The organism is Thioclava sp. JM3 (assembly GCF_002213185.1).
Taxonomy (GTDB): Bacteria; Pseudomonadota; Alphaproteobacteria; order Rhodobacterales; family Rhodobacteraceae; genus Thioclava; species Thioclava nitratireducens.
Map to the genome: position 1 here is coordinate 42,693 of NZ_NBOB01000004.1, position 19,498 is coordinate 62,190.

17 protein-coding genes are annotated in these 19,498 nt (G+C 66.0%); 7 read left to right on the top strand and 10 right to left on the bottom strand.

Going from position 1 to position 19,498, the window contains the following annotated elements; translation table 11 throughout:
• Position 1 precedes the first annotated feature (1 nt).
• From nrdI to nrdF, 3 genes are read left to right on the top strand one after another with little or no spacing between them, the layout of a single operon-like run.
• Positions 2-424, top strand: coding sequence for a class Ib ribonucleoside-diphosphate reductase assembly flavoprotein NrdI (gene nrdI / locus B6V73_RS08155; RefSeq protein ID WP_088724985.1), 423 nt, complete (start codon positions 2-4; stop codon positions 422-424).
• A complete protein-coding gene (nrdE, locus tag B6V73_RS08160) occupies positions 394-2,565 on the top strand; it encodes a class 1b ribonucleoside-diphosphate reductase subunit alpha (RefSeq protein WP_346426025.1) in 2,172 nt (723 codons plus the stop codon). Before nrdI ends, nrdE begins: the two co-directional genes overlap by 31 nt.
• 8 nt (positions 2,566-2,573) lie before the next feature.
• Positions 2,574-3,551: a class 1b ribonucleoside-diphosphate reductase subunit beta gene (gene nrdF / locus B6V73_RS08165; protein ID WP_088724987.1), complete on the top strand. Its 978-nt coding sequence runs from the start codon at positions 2,574-2,576 to the stop codon at positions 3,549-3,551.
• A gap of 19 nt (positions 3,552-3,570) precedes the next feature.
• Here the strand turns inward: nrdF and B6V73_RS08170 are convergent, their stop codons facing one another.
• The 7 genes from B6V73_RS08170 to B6V73_RS08200 form a co-directional block, all read right to left on the bottom strand.
• Positions 3,571-4,356, bottom strand: a complete 786-nt coding sequence (locus B6V73_RS08170; protein WP_075774680.1) for an amino acid ABC transporter ATP-binding protein — start codon at positions 4,354-4,356, stop codon at positions 3,571-3,573.
• The gene (locus B6V73_RS08175) at positions 4,353-5,033 is read right to left on the bottom strand and encodes an amino acid ABC transporter permease (protein ID WP_075774679.1); all 681 of its coding nucleotides are present in this window, start codon (positions 5,031-5,033) and stop codon (positions 4,353-4,355) included. The genes B6V73_RS08170 and B6V73_RS08175 overlap by 4 nt, the downstream gene beginning before the upstream one ends.
• A 72-nt stretch (positions 5,034-5,105) precedes the next feature.
• The gene (locus B6V73_RS08180; protein ID WP_075774678.1) at positions 5,106-5,876 is read right to left on the bottom strand and encodes an amino acid ABC transporter substrate-binding protein; all 771 of its coding nucleotides are present in this window, start codon (positions 5,874-5,876) and stop codon (positions 5,106-5,108) included.
• Positions 5,877-6,117: 241 nt separating this feature from the next.
• Positions 6,118-6,873 carry an ABC transporter permease gene (locus B6V73_RS08185; RefSeq protein ID WP_088724988.1) on the bottom strand — a complete coding sequence of 252 codons (756 nt, stop codon included), beginning with the start codon at positions 6,871-6,873 and terminating at the stop codon, positions 6,118-6,120.
• Positions 6,870-7,805 (bottom strand): ABC transporter ATP-binding protein, encoded by a 936-nt coding sequence (locus tag B6V73_RS08190; protein ID WP_088724989.1) that lies wholly within the window; start codon positions 7,803-7,805, stop codon positions 6,870-6,872. Before B6V73_RS08190 ends, B6V73_RS08185 begins: the two co-directional genes overlap by 4 nt.
• Positions 7,802-8,974, bottom strand: coding sequence for an ABC transporter permease (locus tag B6V73_RS08195; protein WP_075774675.1), 1,173 nt, complete (start codon positions 8,972-8,974; stop codon positions 7,802-7,804). Before B6V73_RS08195 ends, B6V73_RS08190 begins: the two co-directional genes overlap by 4 nt.
• An 11-nt stretch (positions 8,975-8,985) precedes the next feature.
• Positions 8,986-9,891, bottom strand: coding sequence for an ABC transporter substrate-binding protein (locus B6V73_RS08200; RefSeq protein ID WP_088724990.1), 906 nt, complete (start codon positions 9,889-9,891; stop codon positions 8,986-8,988).
• A 226-nt stretch (positions 9,892-10,117) separates the two neighbouring features.
• Between B6V73_RS08200 and B6V73_RS08205 the strand changes: the two genes are divergently transcribed.
• Positions 10,118-11,512, top strand: coding sequence for an efflux RND transporter periplasmic adaptor subunit (locus tag B6V73_RS08205; RefSeq protein ID WP_168174878.1), 1,395 nt, complete (start codon positions 10,118-10,120; stop codon positions 11,510-11,512).
• On the top strand, positions 11,509-14,652 hold the full coding sequence (locus B6V73_RS08210) for an efflux RND transporter permease subunit (protein ID WP_088724992.1): 3,144 nt from the start codon (positions 11,509-11,511) through the stop codon (positions 14,650-14,652). Before B6V73_RS08205 ends, B6V73_RS08210 begins: the two co-directional genes overlap by 4 nt.
• 32 nt (positions 14,653-14,684) lie before the next feature.
• On the opposite strand, the gene B6V73_RS08215 is transcribed toward B6V73_RS08210, so the two are convergent.
• Both B6V73_RS08215 and B6V73_RS08220 read right to left on the bottom strand, forming a co-directional pair.
• Positions 14,685-15,368: an SDR family oxidoreductase gene (locus B6V73_RS08215; protein ID WP_088721678.1), complete on the bottom strand. Its 684-nt coding sequence runs from the start codon at positions 15,366-15,368 to the stop codon at positions 14,685-14,687.
• 66 nt (positions 15,369-15,434) lie between these two features.
• The gene (locus B6V73_RS08220; protein WP_088724993.1) at positions 15,435-16,118 is read right to left on the bottom strand and encodes a type 1 glutamine amidotransferase domain-containing protein; all 684 of its coding nucleotides are present in this window, start codon (positions 16,116-16,118) and stop codon (positions 15,435-15,437) included.
• A gap of 143 nt (positions 16,119-16,261) precedes the next feature.
• Here B6V73_RS08220 and B6V73_RS08225 point away from each other — a divergent pair, with 143 nt between their 5' ends.
• Positions 16,262-17,170 (top strand): LysR family transcriptional regulator, encoded by a 909-nt coding sequence (locus tag B6V73_RS08225; RefSeq protein ID WP_088724994.1) that lies wholly within the window; start codon positions 16,262-16,264, stop codon positions 17,168-17,170.
• Between the two features lie 21 nt (positions 17,171-17,191).
• Here the strand turns inward: B6V73_RS08225 and kynU are convergent, their stop codons facing one another.
• Positions 17,192-18,382, bottom strand: coding sequence for a kynureninase (gene kynU / locus B6V73_RS08230; RefSeq protein ID WP_088724995.1), 1,191 nt, complete (start codon positions 18,380-18,382; stop codon positions 17,192-17,194).
• A gap of 173 nt (positions 18,383-18,555) precedes the next feature.
• Here kynU and B6V73_RS08235 point away from each other — a divergent pair, with 173 nt between their 5' ends.
• Positions 18,556-19,368, top strand: coding sequence for an alpha/beta hydrolase (locus B6V73_RS08235; RefSeq protein WP_088724996.1), 813 nt, complete (start codon positions 18,556-18,558; stop codon positions 19,366-19,368).
• Positions 19,369-19,498 lie beyond the last annotated feature (130 nt).

Genomic DNA, 19,498 nt, shown 5'->3' on the forward strand with positions numbered 1-19,498 from the left:
GATGGGACAGGCACGGCTGATCTATTACTCCTCGGCCTCGGGGAACACGCAGCGCTTCGTGGAGCGGCTGGGCCTGCCCGCGCAGCGCCTGCCCCTCTCGGCGGAGGCGGCGATGCCGTACCCGCCCTGCCCCTACGTCCTGATCTGCCCAAGCTACGCCGACGGCAAGGGGCGCGGCGCGGTCGCGAAACCGGTCATCGCCTTTCTCAACGATCCCACCCGCCGCGCGGGCCTGCGCGGCGTCATCGCCAGCGGCAATCGCAATTTCGGCGCGCTCTTCGCCTGCGCGGGCGATCTGCTGGCGCGCAAATGCAACATCCCCGTGCTCTACCGGTTCGAACTGGCGGGGACCGACACTGACATCGACCGCGTGCGCGCGGGTCTCGACAATTTCTGGAGGCTGGAATGCTCGACAGCGACGTGAAACCGAGCGGGGCCACGGCCTCGGAATTCGCGGGGCTTGATCACCACGCGCTCAACGCAATGCTCAACCTCTATGACGCGGAGGGCAATATCCGCTTCGAGGCCGACCGGATGGCGGCGCGGCAATATTTCCTGCGCCATGTGAACCAGAACACGGTGTTCTTCCATTCGCTGGACGAGAAGCTCGGCTATCTGGTGGAGGAAGGCTATTACGACGCCGCCGTGCTCGATCAGTATTCGCGCAACTTCCAGCGCGCGATCTGGGAGGCGGCTTTCGCGGCAAAGTTTCGTTTTCCGACCTTCCTCGGCGCGTTCAAATACTACACTTCCTACACGCTGAAGACCCGTGACGGGCAGCGCTATCTCGAACGCTACGAGGACCGGGTGGTGATGGTGGCACTGACGCTTGCGCGCGGCGACGAGGCGCTGGCGATGCGGCTCATGGAGGAGATGCTGGCGGGTCGCTTCCAGCCCGCGACGCCGACCTTCCTCAATGCGGGCAAGAAGGCGCGGGGCGAGTTCGTCTCCTGCTTCCTGCTGCGACTGGAAGACAACATGGAAAGCATCGGGCGCGGCATCAACTCGGCGCTGCAACTGTCGAAACGTGGCGGCGGCGTGGCCCTGATGCTGACCAATATCCGCGAATATGGCGCGCCGATCAAAGGGATCGAGAACCAATCCTCGGGCGTGATCCCGGTGATGAAGCTGCTCGAAGACAGCTTCAGCTATGCCAACCAGCTGGGCGCGCGTCAGGGCGCGGGCGCGGTCTATCTGCACGCCCATCACCCCGACATCCTGCGCTTGCTCGACACCAAGCGCGAGAATGCCGACGAAAAGATCCGGATCAAGACGCTGAGCCTCGGCGTGGTGATCCCCGACATCACCTTCGAGCTCGCGAAGAAGAACGAGGAGATGTATCTCTTCTCGCCGCATGACGTGGAGCGGGTCTATGGCTGCGCCTTCTCGGAGATTTCCGTGACCGAGAAATACCACGAAATGGTCGACGACGCGCGGATCCGCAAACGCAAGATCAACGCCCGCGCCTTCTTCCAGACGCTGGCCGAGATCCAGTTCGAAAGCGGCTATCCCTACATCATGTTCGAAGACACGGTGAACCGCGCCAACCCGATCGCGGGACGGATCACCATGTCGAACCTGTGCTCGGAAATCCTGCAGGTGGCCGAGCCTTCCGAGTTCGACGAGGATCTGGGCTACGCGCAGATGGGCACGGATATCTCGTGCAATCTGGGTTCGCTCAACATCGCCAAGGTGATGGATGGCGGCGATCTGGGCGCGAGCGTCGGGGCCGCGATCCGGGCGCTCTCGGCGGTGTCGGAGATGAGCGCGATCAACGCCGTCCCCTCGATCCGCAAGGGCAACGAGGAAAGCCACGCGATCGGTCTGGGTCAGATGAACCTACACGGTTTCCTCGCCCGCGAGCGCGTCCATTATGGCAGCCCCGAGGGGATCGAATTCACCTCCGTCTATTTCGCCGCCGTAGCCTATCACGCGCTGGCGGAATCGAACCGGCTGGCCGCCGAGCATGGCCGGAGTTTCAAGGGGTTCGAGGCCTCTGCCTATACCGATGGCAGCTTCTTCGAGAAATACGTCACCCGCGACTTTCTGCCTGAGAGCGACACCGTCACGGCCCTGTTCGACCGCTTCGGGATCACCCTGCCCACCCGCGCCGACTGGGCCGAGCTGCGCGACCGGGTCATGGAGTCCGGCCTGTGGAATCGCAACCTGCAAGCCGTGCCGCCCACCGGCTCGATCAGCTATATCAACAACGCGACCGCCTCGATCCACCCGATCACCGCGAAGATCGAGATTCGCAAGGAAGGCAAGATCGGCCGGGTCTATTACCCCGCGCCCTACATGACGAACGACAATCTCGAGTTCTACCGCGACGCCTATCAGATCGGCCCCGAGGCGATCATCGACACCTATGCGGCAGCGACCGAGCATGTCGATCAAGGTCTCTCGCTGACGCTGTTCTTCCCGGCCGAGGCCACGACCCGCGACATCAACCGCGCCCAGATCTATGCATGGCGGCGCGGCATCAAGACCATCTATTACATCCGCCTGCGCCAAGCGGCCCTCGAGGGGACCGAGGTGCAGGGCTGCGTATCCTGTTCCCTGTGAGGCCCGCCATGAAAGATCTGCACACATCCCGCCCCGTTCCGCGTGCCGTCAACTGGAACCGCCTTCACGACGACAAGGATCTCGAAGTCTGGAACCGGCTCACGTCGAATTTCTGGCTGCCCGAGAAGGTGCCGCTGTCGAACGACATTCAAAGCTGGTCGCAACTGACCGAGGATGAGCAGACGCTCACGATCCGGGTCTTCACCGGGCTGACGCTGCTGGACACGATCCAGAACACCGTGGGCGCGCCTGCGCTGATGGCGGATGCGGCGACGCCCCATGAGGAAGCGGTGCTGTCCAACATCGCCTTCATGGAGGCCGTGCATGCGCGCAGCTATTCCTCGGTCTTCTCGACACTGTGCAACACCGCCGAGGTCGACGAGGCGTTCCGCTGGTCGCAGGAAAACCCGCATCTGCAGGCCAAGTCGCGGCTGATCCTCGACGAATACGACGCGACGGCGAGCCCGTTGAAGCGCAAGGTGGCGAGCGTCTTTCTGGAAAGCTTCCTGTTCTATTCGGGCTTCTACCTGCCGATGCACTGGTCGAGCCGGGCGCGCCTGACCAACACGGCCGACCTGATCCGCCTGATCATCCGCGACGAGGCGATCCACGGCTATTACATCGGCTACAAGTTCCAGCGCGCGTTGGAGCGGGCGACCGAGACCGAGCGCACCGAGATCAAGGATTTTGCCTTCTCGCTGATGTTCGACCTCTATGACATCGAGGGCCGCTATACCGAGCAGCTCTATGACGGTCTGGGCCTGACGGAGGATGTCAAGCACTTCCTGCATTACAACGCCAACAAGGCGCTGCAGAACCTCGGCTACGAGGCGCTCTTCCCCGAAGAGGCGACGCGCGTGAACCCCGCGATCCTCGCCGCGCTCTCGCCCGGATCGGACGAAAACCACGACTTCTTCTCGGGCTCGGGATCGAGCTACGTGATCGGCAAGGCGGTCGCGACCGAGGACGAGGACTGGGCGTTCTGAACCCGCCGCCGCCCGCGCCTCAGACGGGGCGCGGGGCAGTATCCGGGGCTGCGGTCTCGCCGGTCGATTTCAGCGTGGCGATGAACCGCTTGGTGCGCTCGCGCTCGGGCGCATCGAAGACCTGCCGCGCCGGGCCGGTCTCGACCACCCCGCCGCTTTCCAGCACGACCACCCGCTCGGCGATCTGCGAGGCAAGGCGCAGGTCGTGGGTCGCCATCACCATCGTGGTGCCCTCGCGGGCCAGCTGTGCCAGAACGTCGACGACTTCCGCCGCCAGTTCCGGATCGAGCGCCGAGGTCGGCTCGTCGCAGAGCAGCACTTTCGGCGACGGGGCGAGCGCGCGGGCAATCGCGATGCGCTGCTGCTGCCCGCCCGAAAGCGTCGCGGGCCAGGCATCGGCCTTATGCGCCATTCCGACCTTCTCCAAGAGCGACATCGCCCGCTCGCGGGCTTTCGCAGCTGGCCAGTTCTGCACGGTCACGAGGCTCTCCATCACGTTCTCGATCGCGGTGCGATGCGGGAAGAGCTGGAAGTTCTGGAACACCATCCCGGTCTGTTGCCGGATCGACTGGATCTGGCCGCGCGAGAGCCGCCCGCCCTCGGTCAGCGTCACCGTGGCGTCGCCGATGGCGAGCGTGCCGCTCGTGGGCACCTCCAGCAGGTTGATGGTACGCAAAAGCGTGCTCTTGCCGCCGCCGGAGGGGCCGATCAGCGCGGTCACGGAGCCCTCAGGCAGAGACAGCGAGATCCCCGACAGAACCTCGTTCTCGCCGAACCGCTTGGTGATATTCGACAGCTCGATCATGTGCGTTCCTCCAGAAAGCCGCCATATTGGCCGAGGCGCCGCTCGAGCCGCCCCTGCAGCGCCGACAGGACCGAGCAGAGCGCGAGATAGATCAGCGCCGCCTCGACATAGAGGACGAGCGGTTCATAGGTGGTCGCGACGATCCGCTGCGCCGCCTGAAACAGTTCGGGCACGGTGATCGCTGCGGCGAGCGACGTATCCTTCACCAGCGAGATGAAGCTGTTCGACAAGGGCGGCACCGCGACGCGCGAGGCCTGCGGCACGATGGTGCGGGTCATCGTCTGCCGCCAGTTCATGCCGATGGAATAGGACGCTTCCCACTGCCCCTTGGACACCGAGGACAGCGCCGCGCGCAGGATTTCCGACGTGTAGGCGCCGACATTCAGCGTGAAGCCGATCAGCCCCGCCACGAAGGCGTCGAGCGTGATCCCGAGGCTCGGCAGCCCGTAGAAGATCAGGAAAAGCTGCACCAGAAGCGGCGTGCCCCGGATCACCCAGACATAGAACCGCACGATCCACACCAGCGGACGCGGCCCGAACAGCCGGATCACCGCGCAGAGCAGCCCGAGCGCAAGGCCCAGCGTGAAGGTGATGAGCGTCAGCGGGATCGTGAAGGTCACCGTCGCCTGCAAAAGCGGCACGAGCGATGACCACATCAGGGGCAACCAGTCAGCCATAGCGAATCCTTTCTGCAAGCCTCACGCGCCTCCGGGCCGAACCCCGAAGGCGCGCGCGGCTCGACATGCGGCTTACTTCGAGACGTCTTCCCCGAAATACTCTTCGGAAATTTTCTGGTAGGTCCCGTCGGCCTTCATCTCGTCGAGCGCCTTGTTGATCGCAGCCAGCAGGTCGGGCTGGTCCTTCGCGATGATCACGCCGGAATAGTTCGCATCGGGCATGGTCGCGGCCAGCTTCACGGGGGCGTCCGGCTTGTTCTTCTTGAAGTCGAGGAAGGACAGGCTGTCATTCACCGTCGCATCGGCGCGGTTCTGGATGACAAGCGCGATCGACTGATCGAACCCGTTCGTCCCGATCAGTTCGGCACCGTGATCCGAGGCGATCTTGCCGAAATTGCTCGAGAGCGTCTGGGCGGCGGTCTTGCCTTTCAGATCGTCGAAGCCGGTGATGTCGGTCTCGTCCTTGCGCACGATCAGCGCCGCTTTCGACGCGATATAGGGCTGCGAGAAATCGTATTTCTTCTTGCGCGCATCGGTGATGCCCACCTCGTTGATCACCGCGTCGTAGCGGTCGGCATCGAGCCCAGCGATCAGGCCGTCCCAGCGGCCTTCGAGGAACTTCACCTTCACGCCCAGCTTTTCGCCGATGGCGCGCGCGATGGCGACGTCGAAGCCGGTCAGCTTTCCGGATTCGTCATGGTAGGTGAAGGGCGGATAGGTGCCTTCGGTGCCGACGCGGAAGACGCCGTCTTTCTGGATGTCAGCGAGGCTCGCGGCCTGGGCCGCGGGCGCCACGATCCCGGCGAGGGCTGCGATGGCGATGAGGGTGCGAACGGGTTTCATGCGAGATACCTCCGATAGGTCGAAGACGCCGCCGTGGGGCGCGTCGGAATGACAGGCGCCTTACCTAGTAACGCCGCATACCGGAGTCGATGCGCCAGACAAGCATCTGATAAAATTAGTCTTTTATCCCATCTCGTCGAGCGGAAGCGGAACGAATTCCATCAGTGTCCTACGCGAAAGAAAGCCTGTTCCACGGCGCGCGGTCTCGGCGAAACGCTATCGTCCTTCACCGGGCCGCGCGCTACGCTTCCGCCCCGGCGGAGGGACGCCCCAGACGGCGTGTGAGGGCGGTCTCCAGCAGGCTCAGGGCGTCATGGACGAGCACCGCGAACAACCCCACGATCACGCCGCCCTGAAGGACGAAGGCCGTGTTGCTGGTCAAAAGCCCGGCGATGATCACCTCGCCCAAGGTCCGCGCGGCCACGGTGGAGCCGACCGTCGCCGTGCCGATGGCGATCACCACCGACAGCCGAATGCCCGTCAGAATCACCGGTAGGGCCAGCGGCAATTCCACCCGGATCAGGCGCTGCCAGCGGGTCAGGCCGATGCCGCGGGCGGCCTCCATCGTCGCGGGCGGCAGAGTCGAGAGCCCGGCAATGGCCGTCTCGAAGATCGGCAGCAAGCCGTAGAGGAACAGCGCCACCAGCGTCGGCCCGGCCCCGAAGCCGAGCGCGGGCACCGCCAGCGCCAGCACCGCAACCGGCGGGAAGGTCTGGCCGATATTGGTGATCGTGCGCGACAGCGGCAGAAAAGCCGCGCCCGCAGGTCGCGTCACGAGGATGGCAAGGCCCACCGCGACCAGCGTCGCCAGCCCGGAGGCCAGCGCCACCAGCCCCAGATGGCTGAGCGAGAGCGACAGGATCGAGGCGCGCTCGTAGATCACCGGCCCGCCCGCCGGGGCGAAGGGCGCAAAGACCGGGGCGAACCAATGCGGGCGCAGCACCAGCGCCAGCAGCAGCGCCACGCAGGTGGCCCGGATCGCGCCGCTGCGGCTCATGCCAGCTCCGCCGCGCGGGCGCGGATCGTCGCCAGAGTGACCTGGCCAAGCGGACGCTCGCCATCCGTGACCGGCAGCGCCTCGCAGCCGCGCCAAAGACACAGCGACAGCGCATCGCGCAGGCTGGTGTCGGGCGCGATCGGCTCGCCCTCGGCCGTCCCGTCTTCCATCACGTCCGAGACCGGGATCAACGACAAAAGCCGGAGCGGACGATCGACCCCGCCCACCATCTGCGCGACGAAATCGGTGGCGGGCTCGGCGATGATCTCGGCGGGCGTGCCATGTTGCAGAAGCTTGCCGCCATCCATGACCGCCACCCGGTCGCCCAGATGGATCGCCTCTTCCATGTCATGCGTCACCAGCACGATGGTCGACCCCAGCTGCCGCTGGATGCGCCGCAGATCGGCTTGCGCCCGGGCGCGAATGATCGGGTCGAGCGCGCCGAAAGGCTCGTCCATCAGCAGCAGATCGGGCCGTGAGGCCAAGGCGCGGGCGACGCCCACACGTTGCTGCTGACCACCCGACAGCTCCGCCGGATAACGGTCGCGAAACTGCGCGGGCTCCATCGAGAACAGGTCCAGCAACTCGTCGACCCGGGCGCTGGTCTTGTCCTTGGACCAGCCGAGCAGTTTGGGCACCGCGCCGATATTGCCCGCGATCGTATAATGCGGGAACAGCCCGTCGCCCTGAATGACATAGCCGATCCGGCGGCGCAGCTCGTGTTTGGGCAGCGCGGCGGTGGACTCGCCATTGATCCGCACCTCGCCGGAACTCGGCTCGATCAGCCGGTTGATCATCCGCAGAAGCGTCGTCTTGCCGGAACCGGAGGTGCCCACGATCACAGTGATCGTTCCGGTCTCGACCGTCATCGAAACGTGGTCCACCGCCGTCGTGTCGTCATAGAGCTTCGTGATCTCGTCGATTTCGATCATTCTTCACGCTCCGTTCGGGGGGTCGTCAGTTCGACGAGGATGTCCATTGCGATGGCCGAAACCAGCGCCAGGGCGACAGTGGGCAGCGCGCCCAGCAAGATCAGGTCGCCCGCCGTCTGGTTGAGGCCTTGAAAGACGAATGTGCCATAGCCGCCGCCGCCGATCAGCCCGGCGATCACTGCCAGCCCGATATTCTGCACCAGCACGATGCGCAGCCCGGCCAGCACTACCGGCAAGCCCAGCGGCAGTTCCACCCGCGCCAGACGCTGGCGCCATGTCATGCCCATCCCACGCGCGGCCTCTAGTGCGGAGGCAGGTGCGCTGCGCAGACCCGCCAGCACGTTGGCGACGACCGGCAGCAGCGAATAGAGGGTGAGTGCAAGGAAGGCAGGCGCGAAGCCGATCCCCGCAATACCGATCGCGCGGGCGCCGGGGATGATCCCGCTCAGCCAGCTCAGCACCGGGATCATGATCCCGAACATCGCGAGCGAGGGGATCGTCTGCAGGAAGCTCAGCACCGGAAGCAATGCACCGCGCAGCGCCGCATTGCGGTGGCACATCACGCCCAGCGGCAGGCCGATCACCGCCGCGGCCAGCAGCGAGCCAAACGCAAGGCCCAGATGGCGCAGGCTCGCGGTGTAGAAGGCATCCTTGCGGCTCGCGAATTCCTGCGCGATAGACAGATCGCTCAGCGCCCCCGACCACAGCAGCGCCGCGACGAGCGCGATCACCAGCCCTAAAATTCCCGCCCGCGCTGCAGGCCCCGGCGACAGCGCGGAAAGCGCGTCGGCCATCATCAGCGCGAAGACCACCAGCAGGAACCAGAACCCCGCCGCCGGCGAGACACGCGCATACTCGCCCGCCTCGGTCAGCAGAAACGACGCGCCCGCGATCAGCAGCCAGACCAGTCCCGCGAGGCCAAGCGCCGCGCCCGCGATGCGCAAGTAAGGCCGCGCGGCGGGCAGGCCCAAGGCGAGCCCCAGCAGCATCAGCGCTATCCCGGGCCCCGTGACCTGCGGCGCGGCGACGCTCCACAGGGCGCGCCCCTCGCCCGCCACGATCCGGTTCGCGGCGAGCGTCAGGAAAGGCGTGAAGATCGCAGCCAGCCCCAAGAGCGCGAAGAGCACCCCGGGCGGCGAGAGGCCAGCGGTCACGCCCCGCACACGCATCGCTGCGGCGCTCAGTTCAACACCCCAATCTGCGTCAGGTAATCCTTCGCGACCGCCTCGGCAGGTTCACCGCCGACCTGGATACGGCCGTTAAGTTTCTGAAGCGTCTGCATGTCGAGCTTGTCGAAGATCGGGTTCAGCACTTCGGGGATCTTCGGATATTCCTTCAGCACCGCGTCGCGCACGATCGGGGTGGGCTCGTAGACCGGCTGCACGCCCTTGTCGTCTTCCATCACGACGAGCCCCGCCGCGCCCACGCCGCCATCGGTGCCATAGGCCATCGCCGCGTTCACGCCCGAAGTGCCGCGCGCCGCCGCCTGAATGGTCGCCGCCGTATCGCCACCCGAGAGAACGACGGTCTGATCGGGGCTCAACTTGAATCCGTAAGCCTTCTCCATCGCGGGCAGCACGGCGGGGGACGAAACGAATTCGGTCGAGGCCGCGAGCTTCACGTCACCGCCATTCGACACCCACTTGCCGAAATCGGACATGGTGGTGAGGTCGTTCTTTTTGGCCAGATCGCCCGTCACCGCAATCGCCCAGGTGTTGTTGGCCGGCGCGGAATCGAGCCAGGTGATATCGTTCTGTTTGTCCAGTTCGGCCGCGCGATCATGGGCCTTTGCCGCATCCTTCCAGATATCGCTATCGGCCTCGTTGAAGAAATAGGCCGCGTTGCCGGTATATTCGGGATAGATGTCGATCTGGCCCGCGAGGATCGCCTTGCGAACGACCTGCGTGCCGCCCAATTGCAGCCGCCGCTCCACCGGCATCCCGGCATTTTCCAGCGATAGCGCGATGATATTGCCCAAGAGACCGCCCTCGGTGTCGATCTTGGAGGAGACGGTGATATCGGCCTGCGCGGTGGAGGCGAGTGCGCCCCCGAAGACCGCGGCGGCCAGGATAAGAGGATATTTCATGGCGTGTCTGGCTCCCTGAACAGGTGGCTGTGGTCGTCTCGAGATGTGATCTAGGTTGAGTGTAGGGCCCGGCCCGCGCCCGCCAAGCCTTGCTCCGATTGTCTTTGGTATTGAGAGGCTCGCGCCGCGCGCGTCCCCCTCCCTCCGGGGGTGCGTCACATTTACGCTAGGTCGATGCGCGAAGTTCCGGGTAGATAGTGAAATGACATGAGTGATGAGGGACATCATGGCGGGAATTGGCACGGGTCTGGCAAGGCTCGCGATGGTGGCGGTGCCGACCGCGCTCGGTGTGGCGGCGATCGTCTTTGCGGGCGATCTGAAATCGCTGCCCAGTCCGAGCGAGGCGAACCGCCCGGCGGCGCTGGTGCGGGTGATCACGCTCGCGCCCACCGAGATGATCCCGCGCGTCAGCGGCTACGGCATGGTCGCCCCGGTGCGCGAGTGGCGCGCCATCGCCCGGATCGAGGGCGAGATCCGCGACATCGCAGAGCCGCTCGCGCCCGGTGACATCGTCGCGAAAGGAACGCCGCTTTTCACCATCGACGACAGCGATCTGAAACTGCAGCGCGCCAGTCTCGAGGCGCAGGTCGCCGCCTCCAAGGTCAAGGACGACACGGTGCGCACGAGCCTGGAACTGGCGCAATCCGACCTCGCGCTGGCACAGGATGAGTTCGATCGGCAGAAATCTCTCCACGATCTGGGCCGGATCACTCAAACCCAACTCGACGGGGTGCGCCGCCAACTGCTGACCGCGCAGACCAAGGTCGCCGATCTCGAAAGCCAGCTGAAGCTGAACGAGGCAGAGCGCGAAGTGCTGGATACGCAGGCGGCGACGATCGACCGTGCGATCGGGCTGTCGACGATCACGGCGCCTTTCGACCTGCGGGTCAATTCGCTCGACGCGGATCTCGGGCAATACGTCAATCGCGGTCAGGTCCTGCTGAGCGGCGAAGGCATCGAGGCCGTCGACATCTCGGCGCAATTCCCGATCGGGCGGATGGGGCCCCTGCTCCGGCTCGCGGGCGACGGCACGAAGGTCACGGATCTGAAGGCGCGCGTCACCTTGCCCGAACCCGAGCATCCCATTGTCTGGAAGGCCCGGGTCGAGCGGATGGGCGACGCGATCGACGAGACCACGCAAAGCGCGCCCGTCGTGGTGCGGGTCGACGATCCGTTGGGTCAGGCGCAGGCGGGCGAGCGCCCGCCCCTCCGGCGCAACATGGTCGTCGCGGTGGAACTCGCCGCGCCCAAGCAGAGCCTGCTCGTCGTGCCCGCCGAAGCGGTGGCGGGTGGGAGTGCAATGGTCGTCTCCGAGGATGGGACGCTGGCGAAGCGCGCAGTTAAGACCAGCTTCGTCTCGGGCGATCTGGCGGTGATCGTACAGGGCCTCAAGGCGGGCGATCAACTGGTGATCACCGACCCGTCGATCGCGGTACCGGGCATGGCGGTGAAAGCGACCGAGGACGAGGCTCGCAAGGCGGAGATCGCCGCCGAAGCGCTCGGTCAGACACCTTCGAGCCCGCAACCGGGCAGCGGTGGCGGTGGCGGTGGCGGCGGCGGCGGCGGCAAAGGAGCCGCGCCCGAGGGCGACGCCGCCAAGCCCGCGGGGGCCGCGCAATGATCGCGCTTTTTGCCGGCCATCGCACGGCGGCCAATATCGCGATGATCGCGATTGCGGGCCTCGGGCTGATGGCGCTGCCGAGCCTGCAGCGCGACACTTTCCCGGCGACCCCGCCCTCGGATGTCTCGGTCCGTATTACCTACCCGGGCGCCGCGCCTTCGGAGGTCGAGACCGGCATCTGCACCGTGACCGATCCGATCCTCACGCGGGTCGAGAACCTTGCGAAGCTGACTTGCCTCGCGCGCGACAACAGCGCCCAGATCACCGCAGAGATGATCGAGGGCGCGGATATGACGCGCTTCTACAACGACATCAAGGACGCGGTGGACGGGATCAATTCGTTCCCCGACAAGGCTGACGATCCGGTGGTGCAGATCGTCGAGCGCACTGCCTCGGTCTCGTCGGTGGCGGTGACCGGGCCGGACGATCCGGCGGTCCTCTACGCCTATGCCCAGAGCTTCGCCGATCAACTGCGCGCCGATCCCGCGATCTCGCTGGTCTCGGTGAACGGCTTCTCCGACCGCGAAATCGCGATCGAGTTCGACCGTTCCGCGCTGGAGCGCTTCGGGCTCGACATGGGCGCCGTGGGTGCGACGCTGGCGCGCTACAGCCTCGACATGCCCGCGGGCTCGCTCGAGGGGCGATCGGGCGAAGTCGCGATCCGATTCCTCGGCGAGAGGCGCACGCCTGCCGAGCTGGCGCAGATCCCGATTGCGGGGAGTGCTGCGGGCGGCGAAGTGCGGCTGGGCGACGTCGCCACGATCCGCGAAGGCTTCGCCGATCCCTCGCAGGCCACCTATTTCGACGGCAAGCGTGCCGCCATCGTCTCGGTCCAGAAGACCGCCTCGCAGGATGCGCTGCGGGTGCGGGCCGCGCTCGATCGCGAGATGGCGCAGGCGCAGGCCGAGGCACCGGGCAATATCCAGCTCGCGATCTCCGCGGATTCCACGCGCAACATCGTCGAGCGCCTGCGCATCATCGGGGTCAACGGGCTGCAGGGCCTGATCCTCGTGCTCGTCGCGATGTGGCTGTTCTTCGGGCTGCGCATGTCCTTCTGGGTCGCGATGGGTCTGCCGATAAGCTTCCTCGGCGCGATCTTCGCGATGCAATTCCTCGGCTACACGATCAACATGATGACGATGGTGGCGCTCTTGGTCGCGACGGGCCTGTTGATGGACGATGCGATCGTGATCTCCGAAAACATCGTACGCCGTCGGCAACAGGGCGAACCTGCGCAAGTCGCTGCCGTCAAAGGCACGATGCAGGTCTTTCCCGGCGTTCTGGCCTCCTTCCTGACCACGGCAATGGTGATCGGGCCGCTCAGCTTCCTGACCGGCAATATCGGCGCGCTGCTGAAATACATCCCGATCGTGCTGCTTATCACGCTGACGGTCAGCCTGATCGAAGCCTTCCTGATCCTGCCCGCCCATATGCGCCACTCGCTGCGCCACGACATGCGCCCCGGCCCCGTGCAGCGCGCGGTGAACGGCGCGTTTGATCGGCTGCGCGACCGGGTCATCGTGCCGCTTGCCGGGGTGGCGCTACGCTGGCGCTACCTGACCATAGGGCTCGCGATCTTCCTCGTGTCGCTTTCGATCGCGCCCTTCACCGGGGGCTTCCTGAAATACCAGAGCTTCCCGACGCTGGAGAGCGACACGGTCGAGGCGCGGCTTCTGCTGCCTGCGGGCGCACCGCTGTCGCTGACCGAGGCGCGGGTGAGCAAGGTCGTCAAGGCGCTCAAGGAGATGGATGCCGAACTGAGCCCCGCTCAACCGGACGGCCAGCCGCTCGTCCGAAGCTACACGATCACCTATGGCAGCAATGCCGACAGCCCGACCACGGGGCCGAACATGGCGACGGTGAGCGCTTCGCTGCTGCCCGCAGGGACGCGCACCACCGATGTCGGGAATGTGCTCGATCGCTGGAAGCAACTGGTTGGCAAGATGCCCGACATGGCCGCTTTCCGGATCACCGACAAGGAGCGCGGCGCGGGCGGCAAACCGATCGATCTGCTCGTCACCGGCCCGGATCTTGGCGAACTGGCGACCACCGCGCGCGAGTTGCGCCGCTTCTTCCGCGGCTTCGACGGGGTACGCGACGTGACCTTCGATCTGCAGCCGGGCAAGCCCGAGCTGTTGGTGCGGATGAAGCCGGGCGTCGCAAACCTGCTGGGCGTGACGCCTGCCGCGCTGGCCGGTGAGTTGCGCGCGGCCTTCCGTGGCGACAGCGCGGTCAGCTTCGCCGATGCGCGCGGTCAGGTCGATATCGTGGCCCGGCTCGCGCGCTCCGAGCGGCGCGCTATTGGCGACGTTCTGGCGCTGCGAGTGCCCGGCAAGAACGGCGCGCTGGTGCCGCTCTCGGCGGTAGCGACGGTCAGCGAGACGCGCGGTTACACCACGATCACCCATGTGAACGGGCAGCGCGCCGTCTCGGTGCAGGGCACGATCGACCCGACGCGGGCCAATTCGCGCGAGTTGATGGCGGCAATGCGGGCCGATTACCTGCCCGAACTGGCGCAGAAGCGTCCCGACGTGAAGGTGCTGGTTTTGGGCGAGGAACAGGACACCGCGACCACCGGCGCGTCGCTTGCGCGTTTCATGACGGCGGGCGCGGTCGGGGTCTACCTGCTGCTGGCCTTCTACATGGGCAGCTTCATCCGACCCGTCGCGGTGATCGCGACGATCCCGCTCAGCCTGATCGGCGTGATGTGGGGGCATGTGCTGCTTGGCCTGCCTCTCTCGCTGCCGAGCCTCGTGGGGCTTGCGACGCTGGCGGGCGTCGTGGTGAACGACGCGATCCTGCTCGACGCCTTCATCGGCGAGAGACGCGCGACCGGAACCCCGATGCTCGAGGCTGGAAAGGAGGCCGTGCGCGATCGCTTTCGCGCGATCTTCCTGACCTCGCTGACGACGGTGGTCGGGCTCGGCCCGCTTTTGCTGGAGAGCTCGACGCAGGCACAATTCCTGCGCCCGATCGTGGCGAGCCTCGCCTTCGGTCTGAGCGCGGCGACGGTGCTGTCGCTCTTCGTGACACCGGCGATCCTCGCCGTGCTCGAGGATTTCGGCGTCCGCACCGCCGATCCCGAGCCGGAGGCGCCGGAGCCTCCTGTCGAGCACCCGGTCGACGCCCTGCCCGTCTGAGACGCGGCGCGAACAGACGCGCCCCGACCCGATCAATCTTTCTTCGGCTTCGGATAAACCGGCAGATGCGGGATCAGAACGTGATCCGGCTGATCGATCGCGAAGAGGAAGGCGCGCGCGATGTCGTCGGGGCGCAGCGCGTCGGGTTTCGCCTCGTCGAAGAACGGCGTATCGACCATGCCCGGATGCAGGCAGGTGACGCGGCCACCGGCTTCACCTAGCTCCTCGCCGAGATTGTCGGCATAGCCGCGGATGAACCACTTGGTCGCCGAATAGACCGAGCCGAACATCGCGCCCTGCGACGCCTTCGAGCCGGTCAGCACCATATGCCCCTTGGAGGCGCGCAGATGCGGCAGGGTGAATTTCGCGGTGTAGGTCACGGCGAGACAGTTCACCTCGATCATCTTCTGGAAGCTCTCGACCGATCCGGCCTCGGTGCCGCGCGCCGAGGCGCCGACGCCCGCATTGGCCAGAACCACGTCGAGCCGACCGTAATGCTCCACCGCGCGGGCGACCATGCGCTCCTGCGCATCGGGGTCGGTGACATCGGTGGGCAGCGCGAGGGCGTTTTCTTCGCCCAGATCCTTGACCAGCGCTTCGAGCTTGTCCGCGGAGCGTGCGGCCAACGCCACCTTGTGACCCGCCTCGACCGCATGGCGCGCGCAGCTCTCGCCGATCCCGGTGGAGGCGCCGGTGATGAGAATGATTTTCGACATGTCAGCCTCTCTGAATTTGGTGGGAACGAAGAAGGCGCCACCCGGACCGGGCAGCGCCTCTCGATATCAGCCCAGCAGGGCCAGTACTTCTTTCGCCGCCGCCTCGGACGACGCCGGGTTCTGGCCCGTCACCAGACGACCGTCGGCGACCGCATGGGGCTGCCAGTCGTCGACGCTCTCGAACTTCGCGCCGAGTTCGCGCAGGCGGGTCTCCAGCAGGAAGGGCACGACATCGGCAAGACCAACGCCACGCTCTTCGCTGTCGGTGAAGGCGGAGACCTTGCGGCCTTTCACGATGGAGTCGCCATTCTTGTCCTTCACCTTGTCGAAGGCCGCCGGGCCGTGACAGACCGAGGCGACGATCTTGCCGCCATCCCAGGCGGTGCTGATCGCCTTCGCGGCGATATCACTCTCGGCGAGGTCGTACATCGCGCCGTGGCCGCCGGGAATGTAGAGCGCGTCGTAGGCGGTGATGTCCTCGTCTTCGATGCGCGAAGGGTTTTCCAGAACCGCCTTCGCCTCTGCATCGTCGCGGAAGCGCGTCACCGAGGCCGGCGCGTCGTCGCCGGTCACGTCCGAATTCGGGTCGATCGGGATCGAGCGGCCGCCGATCGTGGCGACTTTCACCTCGTGACCGGCATCGAGGAAGGCGTAATAGGGCGTCGCCAGTTCCTCGTACCAGACACCGGTGGGCTTGCCGGTGTCGCCAAGGGCATCGGCTGCGGTCGAAAGAATAAGAATGCGTGCCATGGGTTTGGCCTCCTTGGTTGTGCGTTTCAGGGCATTTCCGGTCCTGTTCGTCTCGGGCCGTCAACGCGTCCCAGCAGAGATAGGTTGCGTTTACTGATCGAGAAATTGATGCACGCCACGTCAGAAATCGATATTCTGGAGATATGACGCCCGACATATCGCTTTTGCGCGTGTTCCATGCGGTCATGGAAGAACGCAATGTCACCGCCGCGGCCCAACGGCTCGGCCAATCCCAGAGCACGGTGAGCGCTGCGCTGTCACGTCTGCGTGCGGCGCTGGGTGACGAGCTGTTCCTGCGCGCCCGCTACGGCGTGGAGCCGACCGAGAAGGCGCTCGAGATCGCGCCCGACATCGCCGCCGGACTGGAACGGCTGGAACAGGCCTTCCGTGCCGCCGAGCCCTTCGATCCCGCGCGCACCACGCGCCGCTTCCGGCTGTTGCTGGGGCCGTACGCCGAGATCGTGCTGGTGCCGGAGCTCGCTGCCGCCTTTGCGGAGCGGGCCCCGTCGGCCCGGCTGGAGATCGCGCCGATCGGGCCCGATCTGGACCCGCGACAACTCGCCGGTCGGGCCTTCGATCTGGCGGTCGGGCGCTTCGACTCGCCGCCTGAGGATCTCGTGGTCTCGGAGCTGTTCGACGACGGGTTCCGCTGTATCGTCGCGCCGCAAGCCTTGCCGGAAAGCGCGATGCTGGATCGTGACCTCTACGAGAGCCTGCCGCATGTGGTCGTCTCGCCGCCCGGCAATTGGCGCACTGGCGTTCACAAGCGCACGGAAGCGACTGGTCTGCGCCGCAACACGGCCGTCGTGGTCACGCATTTCCTGACCGCTGCACCCGCCGTCGCGCGGCTGGGCGGCATCGCCACGGTGCCTGCCCGTGTGGCCGCAATGACCGCCGGCCCCTACGGCTTGCGCAACGTGCCTGTGCCGGTCGACCTCGGCACCTTTCCCAGCCAGATCGCATGGCACCCACATCTGCGCCGGGATCAGGGCCATGTCTGGTTGCGCGAGCTGATCCGAGAGGTCGTCGCCGAATTCACGTCGCCGGACTGACGGAAGTTCTAATACGTCCGCTCAAGTGACCCGCCCACGCGCCTTGAAAGCGGGGGTATCCCAAGCCCGCTCGGCCATTACCTCGCCGAGGATTTCGGCGGCGCGCGTCACGTCGCCCTCATCGAGGTAAAGGGGCGTGAAGCCGAAACGCATCGCGTCGGGGGCGCGGAAATCCCCGATCACTCCGCGCCCGATAAGGGCCTGAACCACGGCGTAACTGTCAGCGAAACCGAACGAGACCTGGCTGCCGCGCGCCTCCGGGTCGCGCGGGCTGAGCAGCGTCAGTTCGGGGCAGCGCGCCTCGACCTCGCGGATGAACAGCTCCGACAACGCGACGGAGCGCGCCCGCACCTCATCCATCGTCAGCCCGTCCCAGACCTTGAGCGCCTCTTCGAGCGCGGTCATCTGCAGGACCGGCGGCGTGCCGACGCGCATCCGCTCGACCGCGCGGCCGGGCCGATAGTCGAGATCGAAGGCGAAGGGCGCCTCATGGCCAAGCCAGCCGCTGAGTGCAGGGCGCACCGTCTCGGCAATATCGGGGCGGACATAGATGAAGGCCGGGGCGCCGGGGCCGCCATTAAGATATTTGTAGGTGCAGCCGACGGCGAATTCGGCCCCGTTCGCCGTCATGTCCACCGGCACCGCGCCGGCGCTATGGGCGAGATCCCAGATCATCACCGCCCCGACCGCGTGGGCCTTGCGCGTGATTGCCTCGAAGTCGTGCATCCGGCCCGTGCGGTAATCGACCTGCGTCAACATCACCACCGCGACCTCTTCGGTGATCGCGTCCGCCACATTTTCCGGGGCGGGCGTGCGCAGCTCATGCCCGCGACCCAGCGAGCGGATCAGCCCATCCGCCATGTAGAGATCGGTCGGGAAATTTCCCTTGTCGGACAGGATGACCTTGCGGTCGGGCCGCATCTCGAGGGCCGAGGCCAGCGCCTGATAGACCTTGATCGAGAGCGTATCGCCCAGCACGACCGACCCTTCCGGCGCCCCGATCAGCCGACCGATGAGGTTGCCGACGCGGGCGGGCTGATCCATCCATTGCGCCTCGTTCCACCCCCGGATGAGCATCTGCCCCCATTCGTCGCGCGCGCAGCTCTCCAGCCGCTCCGCCACGCCGCGCGGCAGCGGCCCGAGCGAGTTCCCGTCGAGATAAATCACTCCCTCGGGCAGATCGAATAGGTGCTTTCTCGGCAGGTTCGGCATGATGGTCTTCCTCTTGTTGTCGCGGCCCGCGGCGCGGCTCCAAACCCGGCAATCTGCTGATGCATCACGAAAGTTTCGGGTCGGGCGCACGCTACCCGGCGAACCCCGCCCTCGCAATATCCCGCGCGATATGCTCTGTCTCCGTACAGGATGCGAAACGAGCGGGAGAGAACATGGAAGACCTGAGCGGGATCGACTGGGAAGACGCTTTCGAGAATGGCGGCTATATCGAGAATGGCAGCAGCTACCCGGATCTGTGGGCCAAGCGCGCCGCCGAATTCCGGTCGCGCCATGCCGATCGGATGAGCGAGGTGGCCTATGGGGATGCGCCCCGCGAAAGGATCGACATCTTCCGCCCCGCCGGCGCGTCCAAGGGGCTCGTGGTCTTCGTGCATGGCGGCTACTGGCTGAAATTCAGCAAGGACATGTGGTCCCATCTGGCGGAAGGCGCGCTGGCACAGGGCTGGACCGTCGCCCTGCCCGGCTACACGCTCGCCCCGGAAAACAGCATCCCCGGCATCGCGCAGCAGATCGCGCGGGCCATCGATCACGCGGCGGGGCTGGTGGAGGGGCCGATCCATCTCGTCGGCCATTCCGCGGGCGGGCATCTCGTGACGCGGTCGGTGTCTCAGGGGAGCGCGCTGTCCGACGAAACCGCGGCGCGCATCCGGCGGCTGATCTCGGTAAGCGGCGTGCACGACCTGCGTCCGCTGCAGATGCATTCGATGAATGCGCGCCTGGGGATCACGCCCGAGATCGCCGCGAGCGAAAGCCCAGCGCTGCTGAAGCTGCGCCCCGGCGTGAAGGTTACCGTCTGGGTCGGCGCGGCGGAGCGTCCGGAATTCCTGCGCCAGTCGTCCTTGCTGGCCGAGCATTGGCCGGAAGCCGATCTGGTCGCCGCCTACGCGCGGCACCATTTCGACGTGATCGAGGAGCTGTCGGACCCGTCCAGCGCGTTGATCACGGCGCTTCTGAGCACGGATTAAGAAAGCGTCATCCGCCGCCCAAACCGCCTCACCGTTCCACACATCAGTTTCACGTTCGCGCGCTCGGGCTTCGCTGCACTTGCATTCCAACCGGCCTTGGGGTCTCAAAAGAGTGCATCTGTGCACCAAA